We start from the raw sequence: 23,633 nt of genomic DNA on the forward strand, positions 1-23,633 counted from the left end.
GGTTCTGGTACGAAATTTCTGAATGGTTGACCGCAACCAAAGCGCTTTCTAGAATCGCCCGACATTTTTGCCCGGAACTAACTTCCAGCCAATGTCGTCATCTATTCGTAAATCCAACCATTCAGACGCATTGACCCGCTTGGCTCAAGCCATTGCGGTGGCTGTCTCCGCGACTCTGGCGGGCTGCCAAACGACTAATTTCGCTGCACAATCCACCGTGCAACCCAAACCCATTCTTGCTGCCAAAATCAAGCAAAAGCCCCTTTGGTTATCAGAGAAACCAAGCCCCCAGGTGCCCCAGGATGTCTGGGAACGCATGCGCCAGGGTTTCCAATTGCAGGACGGGGTGGGCGTCAACCCGCGCATCGAGCAACAGCGCTTGTGGTTTGCCAGCAATCCATCCTTCCTGGAGAATGCCGGCGAACGCGGCAGTCTCTATATTCATTACATCGTCGAACGCCTTGAAGAGCGCAACATGCCCCTGGAGCTGGCGCTGCTGCCAGTGATTGAAAGCGCCTACAACCCGATGGCCTATTCACGCAGCGATGCGGTCGGCTTGTGGCAGTTCATTCCTTCCACCGGGCGCTACTTCAACCTGCGCCAGACCCGCGCCTACGATGGCCGCCGCGACATCACCGCCTCCACCACCGCCGCCCTGGACTATCTGACACGTCTGCATGACATGTTCAACGGCGACTGGTTGCTGGCCCTGGCAGCCTATAACGCGGGTGAAGGTACGGTCAGCCGGGCCATCGAGCGCAACGAAAAGCTCGGTTTGCCGACGGACTACTGGAACCTGCCACTGCCCCAGGAAACCAAGGACTACGTACCCAAGTTCCTGGCGCTGTCCCAGGTGGTGCTGGCCCCCGAGGCCTACGGCGTCAACCTGAACCCGATCGCCAACACGCCCTATTTCGAAGTGGTCGAAGTCAAGCAAAGCATGGACCTGTCCCGGGTCGCGGCGCTGGCAGAGATCGACGAAGACGAATTGTTCCAGCTTAACCCGGCCCTCAAACAGCGCACGACCCTGGATGGCCCTCAGCATTTGCTGGTGCCGACGTCCAAGGCGCAGTTGCTGGCCAGCAGCCTGTCGGCGATGAATCCCGAGGAGTTGCTGAGCCTGCGACCGAAAAAGCCGGTGTTCGACGAAGTGGAACACAAGGCCATCGCCGGTCGCTCGCGCAGCTACAAGGTCAAGAGCGGTGACAACCTGACGTTCATTGCCAAGGCCAACAAGGTCGATGTCCATGACCTGCAGCGCTGGAACAAGCTAAACGGCCAGAGCCTCAAGGTCGGCCAGACCCTGGTCATGCAAGACACCCGCAAGGTGATGGCCAAGGCCGGCGGCAAGAAACCAGCGCAGTACAAGGTCAAGAAAGGCGACTCGCTGTACATCGTGGCCAAGCGCTTCAACGTTGAGATGCAGCATCTCAAGCGTTGGAACCCGCGTACTGGCCTGGCGCTGAAGCCGGGGCAGATGCTGGTGGTTTCCGGACCGCGCTAACTGACAAAACCTCTTGGGGCTGACTTATTTGTCGGATCGCCGCACCGCTGCATTGGGCTGCGCAGCAGCCCCATTAAGGTATCCATATTCCGAGGGCCGCTTCGCGGCCCAACGCGGGCAAGCCCGTTCGCCACAATAACTAGCTCTCACCTCGGATAGCCGCCATCTTTAACAACCTTTTTCCAGCCGGAACAAGCTGTTACTGTACCGATCATAAAGCCCAAGCCGCCTGGATCGGATCTCTGACTTGAAGCGTTCCCTCCTTCTACTAATAAGTCTGGCCTTGAGCTTTTCCGCGAACGCCACCATTACCGAGAGCCACGGTTATGCGCAGTTCGGCACGCTCAAGTACCCGGCCAAATTCACCCACTTCGACTGGGTAAACCCCGCAGCGCCCAAGGGCGGCACCTTGCGGGTCATGGCCGCGGGCACCTTCGACACCCTCAACCCTTATACCTTCAAGGGTACGAGCCCGGTGTCCACTGCCAATTTCCTGCAATACGGCGTCAACGAGCTTAACGAGCCGCTTATGGTCGGGACCGGCCAATACGCCCCCTCCGGCGATGAACCCACCTCCAGCTACGGCCTGATCGCGCAATCGGTGGAATACAGCGAGGACCGCAGTTGGGTGGTGTTCAACCTGCGCCCGCAAGCCCGTTTCCACGATGGCAAGCCGATCACCGCCTACGACGTTGCGTTCTCTTATCGCACGCTGCTGACCGAAGGCCACCCGCAATACCGCACCAACCTTCAGGAAGTGGCGCGGGTAGACATCCTCAATCGTCATCGCATCCGCTTTGTGTTCAAGCGCGCCGGCAATCCGCTGCTGATCCTGCGCCTGGGCGAGTTACCGGTGCTGCCCCAGCACTACTGGAAAAACCGCGACTTCAAGGCCACCACGTTCGAGCCCCCGCTGGGCAGCGGGCCCTATCGGATCGCCAAGGTCCAGCCGGGCCGGCAACTGGTGTTCGAGCGGGTCACGGACTATTGGGGCAAGGACCTGGCAGTCAACCGTGGCTTTTACAACTACAACAAGGTCGAGGTGGAGTTCTACCGCGATAGCGACGTGGCTTTTGAAGCCTTCAAGGCCGGTGAGTTCGATATCTATATCGAGCATCAGGCGAAAAACTGGGCCAACGGCTACAACTTCCCGGCGGTCAATCGTGGCGACGTGATCAAGGCGCAGATTGCCCACCAGATCCCGACCCAGAGCCAAGGCCTGTTCATGAACAGCCGACGCCCGACTTTCAGCCAAACCAAGGTCCGCGAAGCCCTGGGGCTAATGTTCGACTTCGAGTGGACCAACCGCACCCTGTTCAGCGGCGCCTACAAGCGCACGCTCAGCTACTACCCCAACAGCGAATTCGCCGCCACCGGGGTACCGGTGGGCCATGAATGGCTGATGCTCTCGCCCTATCGCGAGCAACTGCCGGCCAACCTCTTCACCCAGGCCTTCAGTTTGCCCCAGACCGACGGGCGCGGTATTCCCCGAGACACCCTGCGTCGCGCCCTGGCGCTACTGGCCGAAGCCGGCTGGAAGCTTTCCGGCCAGCGCCTGCTCAACAGCGAGGGGCAGCCGCTGCGCTTCGAGATACTGCTGGTCAACCCGAACCTGGAACGAATCCTTCAGCCTTATGTGGAGAATCTGACGAGCATCGGTATCGACGCCCGCTTGCGCACCGTTGACCGGGCGCAGTACAAACAACGGCTCGACCAATTCGACTTCGATATGATTCTGATGACACTCAACCAGACCCTTAGCCCTGGGCTTGAGCAGTGGCAGTATTTCCATTCCAGCCAGGCTGGGATCAAGGGCAGCAAGAATTACGCGGGCATCGCCAGCCCGGTGGTCGACCATCTGCTGGAACAACTGTTGGCCGCGCAGACCCGCGACGAGCAACTGGCAGCGGGCCGAGCCCTGGACAGGGTCCTGCTTTGGCAGCACTACAGTATTCCCAACTGGTACCTCAACTATCATCGCCTGGCGTACCGCAATCGGTTCGCCTTCGTCACTACGCCGCCCTACAGTCTGGGCCTGAGCGCATGGTGGCTGAAAGCTTCGGAGAAAGCCCAATGATACCTTTGCGTACTGTGATTCTTGGTGGCCTGTTGTTCTGTGCTGCGGCCAATGCCGCGCCGAAACATGCCCTGACCCTCTATGACGAACCGCCCAAATACCCCGCCGATTTCAAGCACGTCGACTATGTAAATCCCAACGCGCCCAAGGGCGGCACCTTTCGCGAGTCCAGCATGGGTGGTTTCGACAGCCTCAACCCCTTCATCAACAAGGGCGTAGCGGCGGACAACATCACCCTGGTCTACGACACTCTCGCCCAGCAAGGCCTCGACGAGCCCATTACCGAATACGGCCTGATTGCCGGCAAGATCGAAAAAGCCCCCGACAACAGCTGGGTGCGTTTCTACCTGCGGCCCGAAGCACGCTTCAATGATGGCCACCCGGTGCGCGCCGAAGACGTGGTATTCAGCTTCCAGACCTTGATGAAACAAGGCTCGCCGATCTATCGCACCTACTACGCTGACGTCGACGAAGTGGTGGCCGAAGACCCACTGCGGGTGTTGTTCAAGTTCAAGCGCACCAACAACCGCGAACTGCCGCTGATCCTCGGTCAGTTGCCGGTGCTGCCCAAGCATTGGTGGGCGGCTCGGGACTTTGCCAAGGGCAACCTGGAGGTCCCACTGGGCAGCGGGCCGTACAAGGTCGTCGAGGTCAAGCCCGGCCGGTCGATTCGCTACGAGCGGGTCAAGGACTACTGGGGCAAGGACCTGCCGATCAACAAGGGGTTGTACAACTTCGATTACCGAGTCACCGACTATTACCGCGACAACACCGTTGCACTGGAAGCACTCAAGGCCGGCCAGTTCGATTACTGGCAGGAAATCAGTGCGAAAAACTGGGCCAATGCCTACAACATTCCAGCCGTCACCCAGGGCCGACTGATCAAGGAAGAGATCCCCAATGGCAACCCGACCGGGATGCAGGGTTTCGTCTTCAATATTCGCAAACCCATGTTCCAGGATGTGCGCGTACGCAAGGCCATCAGCCTGCTGCTGGACTTTGAATGGAGCAACAAGCAACTGTTCAACGGTGCCTACACCCGCAGCCGCAGTTACTTTGAAAACTCGGACATGGCGGCCATTGGCCTGCCCGGCCCCGAAGAGTTGGCAATTCTTGAACCGCTGCGCGACAAGATCCCGCCCCAGGTATTCACTGAAGCCTTCCAGCCGGCAAAAACTGATGCCAGCGGCATGATCCGCACCCAGCAGCGCGAAGCCTATCAACTGTTGCAAGAGGCCGGCTGGCGCATCGTCGACGACAAGATGGTCGACGCAACCGGCAAGCCGGTGACCATCGAGTTCCTCCTGGCCCAGACCGAGTTCGAGCGCATTTTGTTGCCGTTCAAGCGCAACCTGTCGGACTTGGGGATAGACCTGGTGATTCGTCGGGTCGACGTCTCTCAATACATTAACCGCATCCGCTCCCGTGACTTCGACATGGTGGTGGGCAGCTTCCCGCAATCCTCCTCACCAGGTAACGAGCAGCGTGAGTTCTGGAAATCTTCCAGCGCCGACAATCCGGGCAGCCGTAACTACATCGGCCTGAAAGACCCGGCCATCGACCAGTTGGTGGAAGAGCTGATCGACGCCGACTCGCGCAAAAGCCTGATAGCCCACGCCAAGGCCCTGGACCGGGTGCTGCAGTTCGGCTACTACGTGATCCCCAACTGGCACATCAAGACCTACCGAGTGGCCTACTGGGATCACCTCGGCCACCCGAAGGTCCCGCCGCGCTATGACGTCGGTATCGCCACCTGGTGGATCAAGCCCGATGCCAAACCGGCCGTGACCCTGGACACAGACCCAACCGCCGATCCGGCGAGCGGAGGCGATTAACATGCTGGCCTATATTTTTCGCCGACTGCTGCTGATTATTCCGACCCTGTTCGGCATCCTGCTGATCAACTTCGTCATCATCCAGGCCGCTCCCGGTGGCCCGGTGGAGCAGATGATCGCCAAGCTCGAAGGCTTTGAAGGCGCCACCAGCCGAATTGCCGGCGGCGGCGCCGAAGTGTCGGTGGCGGGCTCCAGCTACCGTGGTGCCCAGGGTCTGGACCCGGCGCTGGTCAAGGAAATCGAGAAGATGTACGGCTTCGACAAGTCGGCGCCGGAACGCCTGTGGATCATGATCAAGAACTACGCCAGGCTGGATTTCGGCGACAGTTTTTTCCGTGACGCCAAGGTCATCGACCTGATCAAGGAAAAGATGCCGGTGTCCATCTCCCTCGGGCTGTGGAGCACCCTGATCATGTACCTGGTGTCGATCCCGCTGGGGATCGCCAAGGCCACGCGCCATGGCAGCCACTTTGACGTCTGGACCAGTTCGGCGATCATCGTCGGCTATGCGATACCGGCGTTCCTGTTTGCGATTCTGCTGATCGTGGTGTTTGCCGGTGGCAGTTATTTCGACTGGTTTCCCTTGCGAGGACTGACCTCCAATGACTTTGACGAGTTGAGCTGGGGCGCCAAGGTACTCGATTATTTCTGGCACCTTGCGTTGCCCGTCACCGCCCTGGTAATCGGCAACTTCGCCACCATGACCTTGCTGACCAAAAACAGCTTCCTCGATGAGATCAACAAGCAATACGTGGTGACCGCCAAGGCCAAGGGCCTGACCAACCATCGCGTGCTCTACGGTCATGTGTTTCGCAACGCCATGCTGTTGGTGATCGCCGGTTTTCCTTCGGCGTTTATCGGCATCTTCTTTACCGGCTCGTTGCTGGTGGAAGTGATCTTCTCCCTCGACGGCCTGGGCCTGATGAGTTTTGAAGCGGCGATCAACCGCGACTACCCGGTAGTGTTCGGCACGCTGTTTATCTTCACCTTGCTGGGCCTGGTGGTGAAGCTGATCGGCGACCTCACCTACACCCTGGTGGACCCACGCATCGACTTCGAAAGCCGGGAGCATTGAGATGAATCTATCCCCCCTCAATCGCCGTCGTTTCGAGCGCTTCAAGGCCAACAAGCGTGGCTGGTGGTCGCTGTGGCTGTTCCTGATTTTGTTCGGCGCAAGCCTGGGCGCCGAACTGATCGCCAACGACAAACCGCTGGCGGTGCATTACGACGGCGACTGGTATTTCCCGGCCCTCAAGCGCTACCCGGAAACCACCTTCGGCGGCGAGTTCCCCCTGGAAGCCAACTACAAAAGCCCGTACATCCGTGAGCTGCTCAAGGCCAAGGACGCCTGGACCCTGTGGGCACCGATCCCTTATAGCTACCAGAGCATCAACTACGACCTGAAAGTCCCGGCCCCTGCCCCGCCTTCCACGGACAACCTGCTGGGCACCGACGACCAGGGCCGCGATGTGCTGGCACGCGTGATTTACGGCTTCCGTATTTCGGTACTGTTTGCCCTGACATTAACGGTACTCAGCTCGATCATCGGTGTGGTTGCCGGCGCGTTGCAGGGTTTCTATGGCGGCTGGGTCGACTTGGTCGGGCAGCGGTTCCTGGAGATCTGGTCGGGTTTGCCGGTGCTGTACCTGCTGATCATCCTCGCCAGTTTCGTGCAACCGAACTTCTGGTGGCTGCTGGGGATCATGCTGCTGTTTTCCTGGATGAGCCTGGTGGACGTGGTGCGCGCCGAGTTCCTGCGTGGGCGCAACCTGGAGTACGTGCGCGCGGCCAGGGCCCTGGGCATGCAGAATGGCGCGATCATGTTCCGCCATATCCTGCCCAACGCCATGGTCTCGACCATGACCTTCATGCCGTTCATTCTGACTGGCGCCATCGGTACCCTGACCGCCCTGGACTTCCTGGGCTTTGGCCTGCCAGCCGGTTCGCCGTCTTTGGGTGAGTTGGTGGCCCAGGGTAAATCCAACCTGCAAGCGCCGTGGCTGGGCATGAGTGCCTTTGCCGTGCTGGCGATCATGTTGAGTTTGCTGGTGTTTATCGGCGAGTCCGCTCGCGATGCCTTCGACCCGAGGAAATGAGATGAATCAGGACAATCTGATCGAAGTCCGCGACCTCTCCGTCGAGTTCGTGGTGGGCGCCAACCACCAGCGCGTGGTCGATGGCGTGAGTTTTGATATCAAGCGCGGCGAAACCCTGGCCCTGGTGGGCGAAAGCGGCTCTGGTAAATCGGTGACCGCTCACTCGATCCTGCGCCTGCTGCCCTACCCGCTGGCGCGGCATCCGTCCGGCACTATCCAGTACGCCGGGCAAGACTTACTGACCCTGAAAGAAAAAACCATCCGGCATATTCGCGGCAACCGCATTGCGATGATCTTCCAGGAGCCGATGACCTCGTTGAACCCGCTGCATTCCATCGAGAAGCAGATCAACGAAGTGCTGGGCCTGCACAAGGGCCTGACCGGCAAGGCCGCCACCATACGCACCCTGGAGCTGCTGGAGCTGGTGGGCATCCCCGAGCCCCACAAACGCCTCAAGGCCTTGCCCCACGAACTGTCCGGCGGCCAGCGCCAGCGGGTGATGATCGCCATGGCCCTGGCCAACGAGCCGGAACTGCTGATCGCCGACGAGCCGACCACCGCCCTCGACGTGACCGTGCAGTTGAAGATCCTGGAACTGCTCAAGGAGCTGCAGGCACGGTTGGGCATGGCCTTGCTGTTGATCAGCCACGACTTGAACCTGGTGCGGCGCATTGCCCATCGCGTGTGCGTGATGCAGCGCGGCTGTATCGTCGAGCAGGCTGATTGCGAAACGCTATTTCAGTCACCGCAGCATCCTTATACCCAGGAACTGCTGGCCGCCGAGCCCAGTGGCTTGCCAGCCACCAATGTCATCGGCCCGCCATTGCTGGAGGTCGATGACCTGAAGGTCTGGTTCCCGATCAAGAAGGGGTTTCTGCGCACTACCGTCGATTACGTCAAGGCAGTAGACGGCATCAACTTCAGCCTGCCCCAGGGCCAAACCCTGGGCATCGTCGGTGAAAGCGGCTCGGGCAAGTCAACACTAGGCCTGGCTATCCTGCGGCTGATCGGCAGCAAGGGCGGTATTTGCTTCGAAGGCCAGCAACTGGATCGCCTCACCCAACAACAGGTGCGACCGTTGCGCCGGGAAATGCAGGTGGTGTTCCAAGACCCATTCGGCAGTTTGAGCCCGCGCATGTGCGTCAGCGAGATTGTTGGCGAAGGCCTGCGCATTCACAAGATGGGCAGCCCGGCCGAACAGGAGGAAGCGATTATCGCCGCCCTCAAGGAAGTCGGCCTGGACCCGCAAACCCGCCACCGTTACCCCCATGAGTTCTCCGGCGGTCAACGCCAGCGCATCGCCATCGCCCGGGCACTGGTGCTCAAGCCAAGGCTGATCCTGCTGGACGAACCGACCTCGGCGCTTGACCGCACGGTGCAGCGCCAGGTAGTGGAGCTACTGCGCAACCTACAGGCCAAGTACAACCTGACCTACCTGTTCATCAGCCATGACCTGGCGGTGGTCAAGGCCTTGAGTCACCAGTTGATGGTGGTCAAGCATGGGCAAGTGGTGGAACAGGGTGATGCGCAAGCGATCTTCGCCGATCCCCAGCATGCGTATACCCGGCAGTTGCTGGAGGCGGCATTTCTGGTGCCGTACCCAGAGAGCTCCTGAATCTATCCCCCTGTAGCGGCACGGGCCCTGAGGAAATACACCCAAAAGCAAACCAATATCATTTGCACTGTTTTCGCCTCTTTGCTTTAATCGCGACCAATTCCTATTTACACCAAGGCATCTGTGCCGGATGGATATTGTGTCGACCTCGCCTACCTCATTCAGCCTCCTCTATGGCACTCACCATTCCTGGCTGCTGGGGCTGTTGCGTCGGCGCCTGAGCAACCGCTGGGATGCAGCCGACCTGGCCCACGACACGTTTATCCGCGTGCTCAAGCGCCCACTGGCCGAGGCTGGTGAAGTACGCGAGCGCTCCTATTTGGCCACCATCGCCCGTGGCCTGTGCATTGATCACTGGCGCCGGCGACAGCTGGAACAGGCTTGGCTGCAAAGTCTCGCTGCACGCCCTGAAGCCGTACAGCCATCACCGGAACAACGGGCAATCATCGTCGAGACCCTCTACGAAGTGGACGCGATGCTGGCTCGCCTGCCCCAGAAGGTCCGCGAGGCCTTCCTGCTGGCCCAGTTGCACGCAATGCCCTACAAGCAAATCGGCATTCAGCTCGGGGTGTGCGAACGGATGGTGAAAAAATACCTGGCCCAGGCGCTGCTGCATTGCGCGGTGCTGGAAGCGGAACTGGACGGGATGCTGGTGGAATGAACAGCCCTGGAAAGCTCAGCCACGCCAGCCTGGAACAAGCCGCGCAATGGTACGTACGCCTGCAGGATCAGCCGGTGGGCGCGCAGGCACAGCAACACTGGCAGACCTGGCTGGGGCAAAGTCCTGAGCACCAGGCTGCCTGGCGTTATGTGGAGCGTGTCAGCCAACGCTTTGCGCCGCTGGCCGAGGAGTCCCATGGCGCCAGCCGCGCCCTGCGCAGTTCCCGACGCCAGACCCTCAAGGCCCTGCTGGTGCTGTGCGCAGGTTCAACGCTGGCCTGGGGTACCTGGCGCAACACCGCCCTGCCCCGGCTGGTGGGCGGCTGGAGTGCAGACTATGCCACCGCCAGCGGTGAAACCCGCGAAGCGCTGCTGGTTGATGGCAGCCACGTATGGCTCAACGCATTGAGCGCCCTGGATGTGCGCTTTGATACCGTTCAACGCTTGCTGCACCTGCGCTTTGGCGAAGTGCTGATCGAGACCGCCAAGGATGGGAATCGTCCGTTCCTGGTGGAGACCGAACAGGGCCGCCTGCGCGCACTGGGCACCCGCTTCAGTGTCTTGCAAGACGGCGACAGTACTGCCCTCAATGTGTTTGAAGGCCGGGTCGAGGTGCGCACCGCCGCCAGCCAGCAGGTGCGAATTATCGAGGCCGGGCAGCAGGTGACATTCACCCGCGACAGATTCAACGCCACCTCGCCAGCGTCCGCCACCCGAGAAGCCTGGTGCCGCGACGTGTTGCTGGCGGACAACCTCCCTCTCGGCAAGCTGATCGCCGAACTCAACCGCTATCGCCCAGGCCATCTGGGTTGCGATCCGGCGGTGGCACAACTGCCGGTGATGGGCTCATTCCCCCTCAAGGACAGCGATCACGCGCTGCACCTGCTGCAAGCCGCACTGCCGATTCGCGTGGACACACTCATGCCATGGTGGGTCACGGTCGGGCCGAAAAATCCTTCGGCATAAAAAAGTTTCCGTTATCAGTTCCCTTTTCCAACGCTCGTTCGGTTAACCCAGCAGACGCTTTCGTATTCACCGAACGACTTGATCCAACGCCTGGAAAAAAGGGAAACCCTCCATGTTGCAACCCGCTGCTTTCGCTGTACGTCCGTTGGCGCTGGCCATCACCGCTACCCTGCTCTGCCTGGGCTCGCTCAATGTCCAGTCCGCCGAAGCGCCATCGACCCAAGAAGCCACCCGCAGCTACAACATCGCCGGAGGCTCCCTGGTCAGCGTGTTGAACCGCTTTGCCGAGCAGTCGGGAATTTTCATCGCCGGTCACAACAGCCTGGCCACCGGAAAAACCAGCCCAGGTCTCAGTGGCAGCTACACACCGGCCAGCGGTTTGCAGCGCCTGTTGCAAGACAGTGGCCTGCAAGCCCTACCCCAGGGCAACAACGGCTACGTGCTGGAACTGGCGCCTGTCAGCACCGGCGCCCTGGAACTGGGCGCCACCACCATCTCCGGCCAGGGCCTGGGCGCCACCACCGAAGACAGTCACGCCTACACCACCAGTTCGATGTCTTCGGCCACCGGCTTGCCGCTATCGATCCGCGAGACACCACAATCGGTGACGGTGATTACCCGCCAGCAAATGGACGACCAGGGCTCCAACAGCATCGCCGACACCCTGCGGCGCGCGCCGGGCGTCAGCGTGCAGAACTACGACAGTGAACGCTGGGAGTTCTCCAGTCGTGGCCTGCCGATCACCAATTTTCAGTACGACGGCGTCAACTCCACCTACGACGGTGTGTATGACTACGGCACCACCAGCACCGACATGGCCGTCTACGATCACCTGGAAATCATCAAGGGTTCTTCGGGCCTGATGACCGGTGCTGGCGACCCATCAGCCACGGTCAACCTGATCCGTAAAAAGCCCACCAAGGAATTCAAGGCCTCGGTGACCGGCACCGTCGGCTCCTGGGACAACTACCGCACCGAAGGCGATATTTCCGGCTCGCTGACCGAATCGGGCAACGTGCGCGGGCGCTTTGTCGGGGTCTATCAGGATCGCTCGTCCTACCTGGATCACTACCAGAACACCAAGGATATCGCCTACGGCATCCTCGAAGCCGACCTGACGCCGGACACCTTGCTGACCTTCGGCATCGACCAGCAGGACACCCGCTCCCGTGGCGCCAGCTGGACCGGGTTCCCGATGTATTTCAGCAACGGCAATCGGACTAATTTCTCCCGGTCCTTCAACCCGGCCGCCGACTGGAGCCGCCGCGACTTCCAGAACCAGACGCTCTTCGCCTCGGTGCAACAAAAACTGGCCAACGACTGGTCGCTGAAAGTCAGCCTGGACCGCAAGCGCAGCCAGCACGACACCCTGCTCGCCTCCGCCAGTGGCGGCAACCCGGACCAGGTCACCGGCGACGGCATGTACATGTTCATGGGCAAGTACAAGGGCGATCAGGTGCAGAACACCCTGGACGTCAACCTCAACGGCCCGTTCAGTCTGTTTGGCCGCGAGCACGAGTTGGTCATGGGCTTCATGGCCACCCGCTCGAAACAGGACATTCCGGTCTACGGCTCGATTTACCCGCCAGTGGGTGGCAGCATTTATGACTGGCGCGGCGAATACCTGAAACCGAACATCCCGCGCAGTGGCCAGACCGACATCGTCGAGCGCCAGACCGGGGCCTATCTGGCCACCCGACTGAAGCCCACCGATGACTTGTCGGTGATCCTTGGCACACGGGTCAGCAACTTCAGCAGCAACGACAACACCGATTTCTACGACCCGGCGACTGCCGATAATCGCACCAGTTACAAGCAGACCGGCGTCGTCACCCCGTATGCCGGTATTGTCTACGACCTCAACGATATCTGGTCGGTGTACACCAGCTACACCAAGATCTTCCAGCCGCAAAACAGCAAGGACGTCGACCGTAAACTGCTTGACCCGATCGAAGGTGACACCTACGAAGCCGGCCTCAAGGCCGCATTTTTCGACGGTCGTCTGAATGCCAGTTTCGCCGCTTTCCGCATCGAGCAGGACAACGTTGCCCAATACGTCTCCGGCTTTGAAACCGACTCGGTGTATCGCCCGATTGCCGGCGCCACCACCAAGGGTTTCGAGGTGGAACTGGCCGGTGAAGTGCTCGATGGCTGGAATGTCTCGGCCGGCTACACCTACCAGCACACTCGCGATGCCAACAACGACTACGTCTACAGCTCAGTCCTGCAAACCACCACGCCGCAGCAAGTGGTGCGCCTGTTCAACTCCTATCGCCTGCCAGGCGCCCTGGAGAACGTGACGCTGGGCGCCGGCGTGAACTGGCAGAGCGAGTTCTTCGGCAACGTGTTCCAGCCCAATCCCAATGACTCGATCAACTTCGGTCAATACGAACGTATCACCCAGGACAACTACTTCCTGGTGGACCTGATGGCGCGCTATCGCTTCAACGAGCATTTGAGCACCACCTTGAACGTCAAGAATGCCTTCGACAAAAAGTACTACACGGGCCTGGGCAACTTTGGCACCGGCTTCTATGGCGAGCCCCGCAGCCTGCAACTGGCGACCAAGTGGGACTTCTGACCTGATGCACGTGGCGATTCAGCGCAAGGCTGTGTAATGTTCCAGGCTCGACCTTGCTCGGGATGGAGCTACGGACATGTCGCTGAACGCCACTGATCAACCTTCGTGTGCGCCGCGCTTCTGGCGCGACGACAGCCTGCCTTTCATCGAGGCCCGGACCATCGTCGATGGTCGCAAGGTCTGCTACACCCGGCATTCCCACGAGCACTTTTCGATTGGCGCAATCACCGCCGGGCAGAGCCTGTATATCCACGGTTCGTCTACTTTCCAGATCAGCGCCGGCACCGTGGTCCTGATGAACCCCGGCGACGTCCACGCCTGCAATCCCATCGACGACCAGCCCTGGTCCTATCACATGCTGTATATCGACACGCCCTGGCTGACCGATCTGCAACATCAATTGGGGTTCAGCACAGAGCTGGACTTTCGTCAGTTCACCACCACCCACACTCGCGACCCCGTGCTATTTGGCGGCTTGAACGAGCTGTATGAAGTATTGGTGGACGAGCAGGCCGAGCACTTGCACAAGCAGAGCGCGGTGGTGAGTTTTTTCAGTGAGGTGCAGTTACGCCTGAACCCGGCGACAACCGTTGTACGTGAGGTCAACCACAAGCTGGAGCGGGCCGCCGAGTACATCCGCGAACATTGTACCGAGGCGCTGAAACTGGAAGACATCTGCCAGGCGGTGCAGTTGTCGCCGTCGTACCTGATCCGGGCGTTCAAACAGTATTACGGCATGACGCCCCATGCGTTCCTGGTTAACCGTCGCATCCAGTTTGCCCGCGCCCAACTGCGCGACGGCCAGTTGATCGCCGACGTGGCACTGGCCGCGGGCTTTGCCGACCAGGCGCATTTCCAACGCACCTTCAAGCAGCACTTGGCGGCCACGCCAGGGCAGTATCGCGACTGAGTCAGGCCAGCAGCAGGTACACCACGCTGATCACCAGCAACAGCGCCATCACACGGTTGAATAGGCGCATGCCACGGGCATTACTCAGGTAACGGCGAAAGAACGTCCCAACGTAGGCCCAGCACGCCACCGATAGATAACAGACCACCAGATACACCGCCGCCAGTTGCCAGACCTGCCGGGCTTCTCCCTGAGCGGCGAACAGCCCCATCCCCGCGACACAAGCCAGCCAAGCCTTGGGATTGAGCCATTGCATGATCGCGCCGTAGAGCATCGACGGCGCGGTCGCCGTCCCTTCTGCATCAAGCCGACCATCGTCGACGGCCAGTTTGTAAGCCATGTAGAGCAAGAAGGCGACGCCGGCCCATTGAATGCCCTGAGTCAGCACCGGCCAGCGCACCAACAGCTCATGTAACCCCAGGCCGATCAACACCAGCAGCAAGGTGAACCCCAGGGATGCCCCAGCCACATGCTTCTGGCTGGCGCCAAAACCAAAACGCGCCCCCGAACTCAAGGCCACCACGTTCACCGGCCCCGGTGTAATGGAGGTGGCCAGTGCGAAGGCGGCCATGGACATGATCAAACTCATTGCGCTTCCCTTTTGTTTTGTCAGGTGGGTATGACAAACACGATAAAGCGCCTTGCTGATCAGGTATTGAAGAAAATGCCCCTCACTCCCCCGTCATCCGCTCCAGGCTATTGCTCAAATGCAGCAACATCGCCGCCCGCGCTACCGAACCTGCGGCAATGGCCGCGTCACCGTAGGCAAACACGCCGGTTATGCCTGATGGATGATTTTTTGTGGTGAGGGCCAAGGCCACTCACCACACCGTTAATCCGCAGACAACGCCGCCTTGAGCAACCGTAACTCCAGGTACTGCAGCAACATGATGGTCTTGCCATCAACGATCTCACCACGCTCCACCATGGCAATCGCCTCTTCAAACCCCAGCTCCAAGACCTCGATATCTTCGCCCTCATCTTCCAGGCCACCGCCATCCCCCACACGGTCACTGGGCTGGTATTGGCCAATAAAAAAATGAATGCGTTCGGTCACCGAGCCTGGGCTCATAAAGGCCGAATAGATCTTTTCCACATGCCCGACCCGGTAGCCGGTTTCTTCCTCTGCTTCCAGGCGAATGCGTTCCTCGGGGCTGGCGTTGTCAAGCAACCCCGCTGCGGATTCGATCAGGTAGCCACCGTGGCCGTTGACGAACGTCGGCATACGGAACTGGCGGATCAACAGCACGGTGCGTTGCAGGGCGTTGTACAGCAGGATGGTTGCGCCGTTGCCACGGTCGTAGACCTCGCGGGTCTGTGCCTGCCAGCTGCCGTCGCGACGGCGTAGGTCAAAGCTGTATTTTTTCAGCAGGTACCAGTTGTCCGAGAGGGTTTCTTCAGCAGTGATGCGTACAGAGCTGTTGTCCATGACCAGGCCTTTTTTCCTTGGGATATGGAGCATGTCGTTGCCGCTCGCGCATCGTCAAGCGGACGATGGCGCAACACCCCGTAGATCCGGCTACAATCGCGCCCCATCTTCATCCCGCTGACGGCTCAAGAGCCAGGCTGCGCCACTTCCAGGCGTCCCTCAGGGGGTATCTCGACAGTGCGTTTGCGGGGTCAAGGACATGATGCTGCACATTCCAACACTGCTGATGGTCTCGGTGTTCATTTTTTGCCTGATGGGCCTGCTGACCGTTCACGCCTGGAGCCGTGTGCGTGAGCCAACCCTGGGCTACCTGGGTGTCATGCTGCTGCTCGCCTCCCTGGGCACAGGGCTTATCGTGGTGCGCGGCGTGGGCATGGATTTCGTTGCGCTGATCCTGGGTAACATCGTGCTGCTGTTGAGCGCCGCAATGAACTGGACGGCCATGCGCCTGTTTGTCGGGCGCCAACCCTGTGTGCCGGGCATCTTTGGTGGCGCCGGCCTGTGGCTGGTGATGTGCCTGGTGCCGCAGTTCTACGGCTCAATGTCCGCACGGGTCTCCCTGTATTCGCTACTGGCGGCCAGCTATGGCGTGCTGTCGGCCCTGGAGCTGTGGCGTCATCGCAAGGCCCTTGAAGTCGCCTACATGCCGGCGCTGGTCCTGACCGTTTGGCACACCTCTTTCTACTGCATGCGTAGCCTCATCGATCGAGGGCTGCCCATCAAGAGCGAGCATGCCTTGCTGGGTGAAGGGGTATCGTTTTTTTCCTTCATGCTGTTTGAATCCATGTTGTATGCCATCGGCATTGCCTACGTAACCCTGGCGATGGTCAAGGAGCGGGCCGAACTGCGGTTCAAGGCCGCCGCCTTCAGCGACGTGCTGACGGGAATCGGCAATCGCCGGGCCTTCATGCTCTACGGCGAGCAACTGTTAACCAACAGCCAGCAACGCGCCACCAGCGTGGCGCTGCTGCTCTGCGACCTGGACCACTTCAAGCGTTTGAACGACAGTTTTGGCCATCCCATGGGCGACCAGGCGTTGATTGCCTTCAGCCGAGTGACCCAGTCAGCGTTGCGCAAAAACGACCTGTTCGCCCGCATTGGCGGGGAAGAGTTTGCTTGCCTGCTGGCCGACACCGATAAACAAGGCGCCATCCACGTGGCCGAGCGCATTCGCCAGGAGTTTGCCAACCTGGACCTGTTGGCGCCGGGATTCCTGAGTGTGAGCATCGGCGTCGTAACGACGACCCCGGTTTGCTACGACCTTTCGCGCCTGCTTTCGCAAGCCGATCAAGCCCTGTATCGGGCCAAGGATCGGGGACGCAACCGCGTCCAGATGGACTAGGCATCTGTCCTGAACCGGTGTCGTATCGCCAGGCCCTTAATGGCTTACTGCAAGCGAAGATGCCCGCGCAGGTTGCCGGGCCTGTTCCTACACGCGGCGGCAACGCGACATAAGCTGATCCGGCACCGGTTTTGCCTGCGCGTGTCAAGCGCAAGCCCGCCCTATACGGGCCTGCAACGTTGCCTGATCAAATATTAACCTTACGTTAAATAGCCATCCCCACCGGGCTCGCGCAAGGTTATCCACAGAGATACCCACGGTTTTCGTGGACAACTCTTTTTGCGCTGGAAGCATTTTTATTGGGGGAAAGTGCCCGGCAGCAAAATCTCCCGGTTCACATTGCGAATATCGTTATAGCCGCACAACGCCATTGACACATCCAGCTCCCGCGCAATGATATCCAGGGCCTTGGTGACACCCGCTTCACCCATCGCCCCCAAGCCATACAAATGCGGGCGACCGATCATCGTGCCCTTGGCGCCCAGGGCCATAGCCTTGAGCACGTCCTGGCCGGAACGAATGCCGCCGTCGAGCCACACTTCGATGCGTTCACCCACCGCCTCGACGATGGCCGGCAACTGGCTGATGCTCGACGGCGCGCCATCGAGCTGACGCCCGCCGTGGTTGCTCACCACCAAGGCATCAGCGCCGGAATCCGCCGCCAACCGAGCATCTTCCACATCGAGAATACCCTTGATGATCAACTTGCCGCCCCAGCAACGCTTGATCCATTCGACATCGGCCCAACTCAGGCGTGGGTCGAATTGCTGGGCCGTCCAGGACGACAGGGAACTCATGTCCGCCACGCCCTTGACGTGCCCGACAATGTTGCCGAAACCGTGGCGCTTGGTGCCAAGCATGCCCATGGCCCAACGAGGTTTGGTCATCATGTTGAGGATATTGGGCAGGGTCAGCTTGGGCGGCGCCGACAGGCCATTGACCAGGTCCTTGTGGCGTTGCCCGAGGATTTGCAGGTCCAGGGTCAACACCAGCGCATCAACGCCAGCGGCCTTGGCCCGCTCAATCAATTGTTCGATAAAGGCGCGGTCGCGCATCACATACAGCTGGAACCAGAACGGCTTGCCGACGTGTTCGGCAATGTCCTCAAGCGAGCAGATGCTCATGGTCGACAAGGTATAACGCAGGCCAAACGCCGCAGCCGCACGGGCGGTGAGGATTTCGCCATCGGCATGCTGCATGCCGGCAAGCCCGGTGGGAGCCAGTGCCACCGGCATGGCCATGTCCTGGCCGATCATGGTGGTGCGTATCGAGCGCTCGTCGATATTGCGTGCCACCCGCTGGCGAAACTTGATCTGGGCAAAATCCATTTCATTGGCGCGGTAGGTACTCTCGGTCCACGAGCCGGAGTCGGCGTAGTCGTAGAACATTCGCGGTACGCGTTTTTGTGCCAGCTTGCGCAAGTCTTCGATCGTAGTGATCAGCGTCATCGATGCCACCTCTCCCTGAACTGAACCCAGAGAGTAACCGGCTGTGGCGGGCATGGGTATCACCAATGGTGCCTTCGTCCCCAGCGGGTAATGGCGTCGGTAACGCACAAGAACACAGGCGCCTCGGCGCCTGTTTGCTTTGCCCATTCCCTGTCAGGTTTTGCTGTGCCCAGGGCCGGACGCCCCTTTGGTCGCGCCTTTTGGCCCGGTGACCGCCCAGAGAATCAGCCCCAGCAGCGGAGCAAATACAATCACCACCACCCATAGCAATTTGGTCTCGGAGCGACTGCCACTGCGCAGTACACAATTGATCGCCCATAACTCCGACAGCACCAATAGCGCCGCCAGAACGATCCAAACGTATTCTATTTGCATGATTCACCTCCTGAGGTCTCAAGGCTTAGGTCCGGCAACGGGCGCGAGGGTTCATTAAAAATTGCAGGCCCCGGCTCACACCCACTGGCAGGAAGGATGACCAGGGTTCCCATCGCACCAGAGCTTGAGTTCGATATTGGCTGAGGGGGGTAAATAGCAGGTGGGATTTTGCGTTGCGAACCATGGCGTTCCCTGGCTGAGTTCCTTTCAGGGCGCACATTGTGCCGAGGCCGTTGCCTATCTATGTCCAGCGCTGTTGTCAGCCAGGCTCGGGCACCTTGTCAGTGGCAATCAACGGATCAATCCCCCAGTCGCCATGCAGGTACCAGTCGTCCCCGATCATCTCTGCCGGATGCATGGTGCGGTCGGCGCCATTGCCACAAGCCAGGTCAGTGGTCGCGCAGTAGCGGTCGCAGCCCCAGCAGATACGTTCGGGATGCTTGGGATGCAGGGGAAAGGGCTTGGCCATGACCTGGCTCCATGGTGACGGGCAGTGATTCGAGCCTAGCGCCACGATCGTTTCACGACCTTGATCAACGTCAAGAACCACCAGGTAAATATCTCCTGAAAACTTGACAGGAATCATTATTATTTACAGTGAAAGTTTCTAGACTCGGGTCAAAATTCCCCCCTATCAGGAAGCATTCCATGCGTATCCCCTTCACGCTGTCACTGGCCCTGCTGTTGTCGACATCCACAGCCTTCGCCAAGGAGTACCCCATTGGCGAACCGCAGATGTGTCCTGGGCTGGAAGTCGGCGCGGTGTACCTGCAACCGATTGAAATGGCGCCCGCAGGCATGATGCGCGCCACCGCCGATTCCGACGTGCACCTGGAAGCCGATATCCGCGCCACCGCCGACAACCAGCAAGGTTTCCAGGAAGGCAGCTTCGTGCCGTACCTGACCGTGTCATTCCGTCTGGAAAAACAAGGCAGCGCCACCCCTATCAGCGGTGACTTTCACGCCATGGTGGCCAATGACGGTCCGCACTACGGCGACAACGTCAAACTGCAAGGTCCTGGTAAGTACAAGCTGACCTTCACCATCCTGCCGCCCAGTGGTCACGCCTCCCTGGGCCGCCACACCGACAAGGAAACCGGCGTCGCTCCCTGGTTCGAGCGTTGCGAGTTGCACTACGAGTTCGTCTACGCCGGCATCGGCAAAAAAGGCGGTTATTGAATGACCCGCTCCCTGGTTTTGGGCGGCCTGATGCTGGTGGCCGGCAGCACGGCCCTGGCTGCACCGTTGCCCACCTATGAACTGACCCTGCAAGACGGTCACTTCAGCCCGGCGCAACTCAAGGTGCCCGCCGGGGAGCGCTTCAAGATCGTGCTCAAGAACATCGGCCAGGGCCCGGCCGAGTTTGAAAGCACGCCGTTGCGGGTGGAAAAAGTGCTGTCGCCGGGAGTGACCACCTTTGTGGTGATCCATCCCCTCAAACCTGGCGAGTACCCGTTCTTCGACGAATTCAATTCACAGTTGCCCGAAGGCAGCATCCTCGCCCAATAACGGCCCTGGAGCGTTTGATGAATCAATCAATGTTTATCGTCTGGCGCGAAAGCGTCGAGGCGTTGCTGGTGATCGGCATCCTCCAGGCCTGGATCAGCCAGCGACCCGACGGCTCGCGCCTGGGCCGTTTCCTGTGGGCGGGCGTGATCCTGGGGCTGCTGTGCTCCGGGCTACTGGCCGGCCTGATGCTGTGGGCCGGCGACGCCATGAGCGGCGCCAGCGGCGAATGGTTCCAGGCCGTGCTGACCCTGGTCGCCAGCCTGTTGATGGTGCAGATGGTGTTCTGGATGCACCGCCACGGCCCCACTCTCAAGCACACGCTGCTGCGGGACGCCGACCAGCGCTTGGCACGCCAGGGCGGCCTGGGGTTGTTGTTACTGGCGCTGTTGGCGGTCAGTCGCGAAGGCAGCGAAACCGTGGTCTTCCTGTTCGGCGCCGGCGCACACTTGCACGGCCCAGCGCTGGGTCTGTTCGCTCTCGGCGGCGTATTGGGGCTGATACTGGCGGGCTTGACGGTGATGCTGTTACGCAGCACCCGTCGTTTCATCTCCTGGTCACGCTTTTTCGCCCTCAGCGAAGCCCTGCTGTTGCTGCTGGGCGCCGCCTTGCTGGTGGCCGCCGCTGAACGCATTGGCGGGCAATTGCTGGCGATGGACATGCCCGAATGGGTCTACGCAAGCTTCGGTGAAGCCTGGTGGGACAGCAGCGCCCTGCTCAGCGACAGTCATGGTGTCGGCGCCGTGCTCGCCGGGTTTGCTGGTTACCGGGCGACACCCAGCGTCGTCACCCTGCTGGTGCTCGCTGGCTACTGGTTGCTGGTGGGCTGCGGCCTGCATCAGACCCGTCGAGCGTCATTGTGAATACCCCCTGGTTGCAGAGTTTTGGCGACGGCATGCGCCGTCATGCCCGGCTGATTCGCCTCGCACAATGGACAGTGGTGCTTTTTTACGCCGGCCTGCTGTTGCTCCCCACGCTACTGCCTTTGCCCGATAGCCAGGCACGTATACTGGATAACCTGGTGCTGCTGGCACAATTCCTGTTCTGGGGCATCTGGTGGCCGTTTGTGCTGCTGTCGATAGTGCTGTTTGGGCGCCTGTGGTGCGGCGTACTCTGTCCGGAAGGATCGCTCAGCGAATGGGCCAGCAACCATGGTCGCGGCCTGCGCATTCCCGGCAGCCTGCGCTGGGGTGGCTGGCCGACGTTGGGGTTTTTCCTGACCACCCTCTATGGCCAGTTGATCAGCGTCTATGACTACGCCCAGGCGGCGCTGCTGATCCTTGGCGGGTCCACGGTCGCCGCGGTGATCGTCGGCTTGCTGTTCGGGCGTGGCAAGCGGGTCTGGTGTCGCTACCTGTGCCCGGTCAGCGGCGTCTTCGCCCTCCTCGCCCGCCTGGCGCCGATGCATTTCCAGGTGAACGAACAACGCTGGAAAGCCAACGATGGCCCACGCCTGCCATTGCCCAATTGCGCCCCCTTGCTGGACATCCGTCGCCTGCAAGGTGCCAGTACTTGCCATGCCTGTGGGCGTTGCAGCGGGCAACGTGGCGCGGTGCAGTTGATCGCTCGCTCGTGTAACGAAGAAATCCTCCAGGCACCGCACAGGCCAGCATCAGTGTGGGATGCGCGGCTGTTGCTGTTTGGTGTGATCGGCTTGGCGATGGGCGCGTTTCAGTGGACGGTCAGCCCATGGTTTATTGGTCTCAAGCAGTTTCTGGCGCAGTGGCTGGTGGAGCGCGATTGGCTGTGGCCGTTGCAGGACACGGCGCCCTGGTGGCTGCTGACGCATTACCCACAAGCCAATGACAGCTTCAGTTGGCTGGATGGGTTTTGTATTGTGGTTTATCTGGGGGCCTCTTCATTGCTGATCGGCGGTGGGTTGCTGATCCTGCTGCGCCTGGCTGCACGCCTTGCCGGTGATCGCACGCTGTATTGGCCTCTGGCGCTGACCCTTACGCCCCTCGGTGGTGCGGGGCTGTTTCTGGGGCTGTCGGCGACCACGGTGAAATTGCTGCGCTACGAAGGGCTATTGCTGGAATGGGTGCAGCCGGCGCGGGGGCTGTTACTGGCCGCCGCGATGGGCTGGTGCTTGTGGCTGGGATGGCGGCAACTCAAGGATATTGCCCTGGCGCCGCGCGCGAGTGCATGGTTTTGCCTGCTGCTGGGCGTCGGGCTGGTCGGGCATGGTTGGTGGTTGCAGTTTTGGGGGTGGAGTTGACTGTATATATCCGTTATGGGGGGTAACGGACATACACAAAAACCCCCTCAATCAAACCACTCCCCCCGCTCCCGAAACGTATTAAGGACCAGCTCAACAATCAACTCCACCTCCTGCAGGTGCTCAACCTGGGCATTGACCGCCATCCACACCTGACGCTGCATACTCTGGGCAAACAACCCCGGCAAGGCCGTCAAGCCACGGTCAAAGCAGCTCATATAGCGCGGCAGTAAACCGATGCAGGCGCTGCAACGAATCATCTCCAGCATCAACGGATACGCCTGCACCTGTACCACTCCGGCCAGGCGCTGTTCCACCACACTGTTCCAGGGCCGCAAGGCTTCGATCTGCCGGTCGTGCTGCCATTGCACCAGCATGTAATCGGCCAGATCATCAACGCTGTCCGGTCGCGCCGCCAGCCGCGAGTAGCGCTTGGCGATATGGGGCAGGTAATCCAAGCGAGCCAGGGCTTGCGGTGCTTGTGTGGCAAAGCTCGGCCCCGGCTCAGGCGAGTCGATGCCTGCCAGCCACAGCACTACGTCGGCCTCCACGGCCTGCAACGACAGCTGATTGTCGATGGAGATAATGTCCAGCCGTACGCTAGCATTGCGCCGCAGCAGCGCGATCAGGTCGCGGCCGATAATGTCGTGCAGGATCGACTCGGCAACCGCCAGGCGAATCAACGGCTGCTCGATCACCGGCAAGCGCCGCTCATGGGCCAGGGCAATCAGCCGCGCCTGCAACTGCTGGCCGTCGCGACTGAGGGCCAGTACGTTGCCCTGGTAGCTGAACAGCGTGCGGCGCATTTGCTCCTCCAACTGCGCCAGCCGTTTACGCAACAGCGTGGCCTTGATATTGAGGCTGCGGGCCGCCTGCATGAAGCAGCCGCAACGGGCGCTGATCAGGAAGTAACGGGCCACCTCCGGGTCGATAGTGGCAGCCACGGCCAGCCAGGTCTCTCGCCCTTCGCCAGGCGCACGGTATGGCGTCATACCTTGGGGTGCAGCGGGTTCTAAATAGGCCATGAGGGACTCCCTGTCTGATGGGTCTGTGCATCCATGCGTGCAGTGG

The 23,633-nt window shown here is 60.4% G+C and carries 22 protein-coding genes; 15 read left to right on the top strand and 7 right to left on the bottom strand.

Annotated elements, in window-relative coordinates; translation table 11 throughout:
- Positions 1-91: 91 nt before the first annotated feature.
- The 10 genes from FQ182_RS26770 (at position 92) to FQ182_RS26815 (ending at position 14,244) form a co-directional block, all read left to right on the top strand.
- Positions 92-1,504 (top strand): lytic transglycosylase domain-containing protein, encoded by a 1,413-nt coding sequence (locus tag FQ182_RS26770; RefSeq protein ID WP_149414996.1) that lies wholly within the window; start codon positions 92-94, stop codon positions 1,502-1,504.
- A gap of 247 nt (positions 1,505-1,751) precedes the next feature.
- Positions 1,752-3,581: an extracellular solute-binding protein gene (locus FQ182_RS26775; RefSeq protein WP_149414997.1), complete on the top strand. Its 1,830-nt coding sequence runs from the start codon at positions 1,752-1,754 to the stop codon at positions 3,579-3,581.
- Positions 3,578-5,416 carry an extracellular solute-binding protein gene (locus tag FQ182_RS26780; protein WP_149414998.1) on the top strand — a complete coding sequence of 613 codons (1,839 nt, stop codon included), beginning with the start codon at positions 3,578-3,580 and terminating at the stop codon, positions 5,414-5,416. Before FQ182_RS26775 ends, FQ182_RS26780 begins: the two co-directional genes overlap by 4 nt.
- A 1-nt stretch (position 5,417) precedes the next feature.
- A complete protein-coding gene (locus FQ182_RS26785; protein ID WP_149494056.1) occupies positions 5,418-6,491 on the top strand; it encodes a microcin C ABC transporter permease YejB in 1,074 nt (357 codons plus the stop codon).
- Between the two features lies 1 nt (position 6,492).
- Positions 6,493-7,512 carry an ABC transporter permease gene (locus tag FQ182_RS26790; RefSeq protein ID WP_149494057.1) on the top strand — a complete coding sequence of 340 codons (1,020 nt, stop codon included), beginning with the start codon at positions 6,493-6,495 and terminating at the stop codon, positions 7,510-7,512.
- 1 nt (position 7,513) lies between these two features.
- Complete coding sequence (locus FQ182_RS26795) at positions 7,514-9,127, top strand: ABC transporter ATP-binding protein (RefSeq protein WP_149414954.1); 1,614 nt, start codon at positions 7,514-7,516, stop codon at positions 9,125-9,127.
- A 130-nt stretch (positions 9,128-9,257) separates the two neighbouring features.
- Positions 9,258-9,788: a sigma-70 family RNA polymerase sigma factor gene (locus FQ182_RS26800; protein ID WP_149414955.1), complete on the top strand. Its 531-nt coding sequence runs from the start codon at positions 9,258-9,260 to the stop codon at positions 9,786-9,788.
- A complete protein-coding gene (locus FQ182_RS26805) occupies positions 9,785-10,753 on the top strand; it encodes a FecR domain-containing protein (protein WP_149414956.1) in 969 nt (322 codons plus the stop codon). Before FQ182_RS26800 ends, FQ182_RS26805 begins: the two co-directional genes overlap by 4 nt.
- 112 nt (positions 10,754-10,865) lie before the next feature.
- The gene (locus FQ182_RS26810; protein ID WP_149414957.1) at positions 10,866-13,334 is read left to right on the top strand and encodes a TonB-dependent siderophore receptor; all 2,469 of its coding nucleotides are present in this window, start codon (positions 10,866-10,868) and stop codon (positions 13,332-13,334) included.
- 76 nt (positions 13,335-13,410) lie between these two features.
- A complete protein-coding gene (locus tag FQ182_RS26815; protein WP_149414958.1) occupies positions 13,411-14,244 on the top strand; it encodes an AraC family transcriptional regulator in 834 nt (277 codons plus the stop codon).
- Between the two features lies 1 nt (position 14,245).
- Here FQ182_RS26815 and FQ182_RS26820 read toward each other — a convergent pair whose 3' ends face one another.
- The 3 genes from FQ182_RS26820 to FQ182_RS26825 form a co-directional block, all read right to left on the bottom strand.
- A complete protein-coding gene (locus FQ182_RS26820; RefSeq protein WP_149414959.1) occupies positions 14,246-14,833 on the bottom strand; it encodes a LysE family translocator in 588 nt (195 codons plus the stop codon).
- A gap of 82 nt (positions 14,834-14,915) precedes the next feature.
- Positions 14,916-15,059 carry a hypothetical protein gene (locus FQ182_RS29935; protein ID WP_178114537.1) on the bottom strand — a complete coding sequence of 48 codons (144 nt, stop codon included), beginning with the start codon at positions 15,057-15,059 and terminating at the stop codon, positions 14,916-14,918.
- A gap of 17 nt (positions 15,060-15,076) precedes the next feature.
- A complete protein-coding gene (locus FQ182_RS26825) occupies positions 15,077-15,673 on the bottom strand; it encodes an NUDIX domain-containing protein (protein ID WP_149414960.1) in 597 nt (198 codons plus the stop codon).
- Between the two features lie 199 nt (positions 15,674-15,872).
- Between FQ182_RS26825 and FQ182_RS26830 the strand changes: the two genes are divergently transcribed.
- Positions 15,873-17,015, top strand: a complete 1,143-nt coding sequence (locus tag FQ182_RS26830) for a diguanylate cyclase (RefSeq protein ID WP_149414961.1) — start codon at positions 15,873-15,875, stop codon at positions 17,013-17,015.
- Positions 17,016-17,311: 296 nt separating this feature from the next.
- Here the strand turns inward: FQ182_RS26830 and FQ182_RS26835 are convergent, their stop codons facing one another.
- The 3 genes from FQ182_RS26835 to FQ182_RS26845 form a co-directional block, all read right to left on the bottom strand.
- On the bottom strand, positions 17,312-18,463 hold the full coding sequence (locus FQ182_RS26835) for an alpha-hydroxy acid oxidase (protein ID WP_149414962.1): 1,152 nt from the start codon (positions 18,461-18,463) through the stop codon (positions 17,312-17,314).
- 153 nt (positions 18,464-18,616) lie between these two features.
- Positions 18,617-18,838 (bottom strand): PLD nuclease N-terminal domain-containing protein, encoded by a 222-nt coding sequence (locus tag FQ182_RS26840; protein ID WP_149414963.1) that lies wholly within the window; start codon positions 18,836-18,838, stop codon positions 18,617-18,619.
- A 259-nt stretch (positions 18,839-19,097) separates the two neighbouring features.
- The gene (locus FQ182_RS26845) at positions 19,098-19,307 is read right to left on the bottom strand and encodes a DUF3079 domain-containing protein (protein WP_149414964.1); all 210 of its coding nucleotides are present in this window, start codon (positions 19,305-19,307) and stop codon (positions 19,098-19,100) included.
- A 179-nt stretch (positions 19,308-19,486) separates the two neighbouring features.
- Here FQ182_RS26845 and FQ182_RS26850 point away from each other — a divergent pair, with 179 nt between their 5' ends.
- Genes FQ182_RS26850 through FQ182_RS26865 form a run of 4 tightly spaced genes read left to right on the top strand, consistent with a single transcriptional unit; the run spans position 19,487 to position 22,562 of the window.
- On the top strand, positions 19,487-20,017 hold the full coding sequence (locus FQ182_RS26850; RefSeq protein WP_149414965.1) for an iron transporter: 531 nt from the start codon (positions 19,487-19,489) through the stop codon (positions 20,015-20,017).
- On the top strand, positions 20,018-20,347 hold the full coding sequence (locus tag FQ182_RS26855) for a cupredoxin domain-containing protein (protein WP_149414966.1): 330 nt from the start codon (positions 20,018-20,020) through the stop codon (positions 20,345-20,347).
- Between the two features lie 17 nt (positions 20,348-20,364).
- Entirely contained in the window at positions 20,365-21,207 is an 843-nt protein-coding gene (locus FQ182_RS26860) for an FTR1 family protein (RefSeq protein WP_149414967.1), read from the top strand.
- 32 nt (positions 21,208-21,239) lie between these two features.
- Complete coding sequence (locus FQ182_RS26865; protein WP_149414976.1) at positions 21,240-22,562, top strand: 4Fe-4S binding protein; 1,323 nt, start codon at positions 21,240-21,242, stop codon at positions 22,560-22,562.
- Positions 22,563-22,609: 47 nt separating this feature from the next.
- Here the strand turns inward: FQ182_RS26865 and FQ182_RS26870 are convergent, their stop codons facing one another.
- Positions 22,610-23,587, bottom strand: a complete 978-nt coding sequence (locus tag FQ182_RS26870; protein WP_149414968.1) for a LysR family transcriptional regulator — start codon at positions 23,585-23,587, stop codon at positions 22,610-22,612.
- Positions 23,588-23,633 lie beyond the last annotated feature (46 nt).

Source organism: Pseudomonas sp. ANT_H4 (assembly GCF_008369295.1).
Lineage (GTDB): Bacteria > Pseudomonadota > Gammaproteobacteria > Pseudomonadales > Pseudomonadaceae > Aquipseudomonas.

What these genes read in the sequence shown, in the direction of transcription:
- FQ182_RS26770 (WP_149414996.1), top strand. Translation starts at nt 92, where the DNA reads ATGTCGTCATCTATTCGTAAATCCAACCATTCAGACGCATTGACCCGC.
- FQ182_RS26780 (WP_149414998.1), top strand. Translation starts at nt 3,578, where the DNA reads ATGATACCTTTGCGTACTGTGATTCTTGGTGGCCTGTTGTTCTGTGCT.
- FQ182_RS26785 (WP_149494056.1), top strand. Translation starts at nt 5,418, where the DNA reads ATGCTGGCCTATATTTTTCGCCGACTGCTGCTGATTATTCCGACCCTG.
- FQ182_RS26790 (WP_149494057.1), top strand. Translation starts at nt 6,493, where the DNA reads ATGAATCTATCCCCCCTCAATCGCCGTCGTTTCGAGCGCTTCAAGGCC.
- FQ182_RS26795 (WP_149414954.1), top strand. Translation starts at nt 7,514, where the DNA reads ATGAATCAGGACAATCTGATCGAAGTCCGCGACCTCTCCGTCGAGTTC.
- FQ182_RS26800 (WP_149414955.1), top strand. Translation starts at nt 9,258, where the DNA reads ATGGATATTGTGTCGACCTCGCCTACCTCATTCAGCCTCCTCTATGGC.
- FQ182_RS26805 (WP_149414956.1), top strand. Translation starts at nt 9,785, where the DNA reads ATGAACAGCCCTGGAAAGCTCAGCCACGCCAGCCTGGAACAAGCCGCG.
- FQ182_RS26810 (WP_149414957.1), top strand. Translation starts at nt 10,866, where the DNA reads ATGTTGCAACCCGCTGCTTTCGCTGTACGTCCGTTGGCGCTGGCCATC.
- FQ182_RS26815 (WP_149414958.1), top strand. Translation starts at nt 13,411, where the DNA reads ATGTCGCTGAACGCCACTGATCAACCTTCGTGTGCGCCGCGCTTCTGG.
- FQ182_RS26820 (WP_149414959.1), bottom strand. Translation starts at nt 14,833, where the DNA reads ATGAGTTTGATCATGTCCATGGCCGCCTTCGCACTGGCCACCTCCATT.
- FQ182_RS26825 (WP_149414960.1), bottom strand. Translation starts at nt 15,673, where the DNA reads ATGGACAACAGCTCTGTACGCATCACTGCTGAAGAAACCCTCTCGGAC.
- FQ182_RS26830 (WP_149414961.1), top strand. Translation starts at nt 15,873, where the DNA reads ATGATGCTGCACATTCCAACACTGCTGATGGTCTCGGTGTTCATTTTT.
- FQ182_RS26835 (WP_149414962.1), bottom strand. Translation starts at nt 18,463, where the DNA reads ATGACGCTGATCACTACGATCGAAGACTTGCGCAAGCTGGCACAAAAA.
- FQ182_RS26840 (WP_149414963.1), bottom strand. Translation starts at nt 18,838, where the DNA reads ATGCAAATAGAATACGTTTGGATCGTTCTGGCGGCGCTATTGGTGCTG.
- FQ182_RS26845 (WP_149414964.1), bottom strand. Translation starts at nt 19,307, where the DNA reads ATGGCCAAGCCCTTTCCCCTGCATCCCAAGCATCCCGAACGTATCTGC.
- FQ182_RS26850 (WP_149414965.1), top strand. Translation starts at nt 19,487, where the DNA reads ATGCGTATCCCCTTCACGCTGTCACTGGCCCTGCTGTTGTCGACATCC.
- FQ182_RS26855 (WP_149414966.1), top strand. Translation starts at nt 20,018, where the DNA reads ATGACCCGCTCCCTGGTTTTGGGCGGCCTGATGCTGGTGGCCGGCAGC.
- FQ182_RS26860 (WP_149414967.1), top strand. Translation starts at nt 20,365, where the DNA reads ATGAATCAATCAATGTTTATCGTCTGGCGCGAAAGCGTCGAGGCGTTG.
- FQ182_RS26865 (WP_149414976.1), top strand. Translation starts at nt 21,240, where the DNA reads ATGCGCCGTCATGCCCGGCTGATTCGCCTCGCACAATGGACAGTGGTG.
- FQ182_RS26870 (WP_149414968.1), bottom strand. Translation starts at nt 23,587, where the DNA reads ATGGCCTATTTAGAACCCGCTGCACCCCAAGGTATGACGCCATACCGT.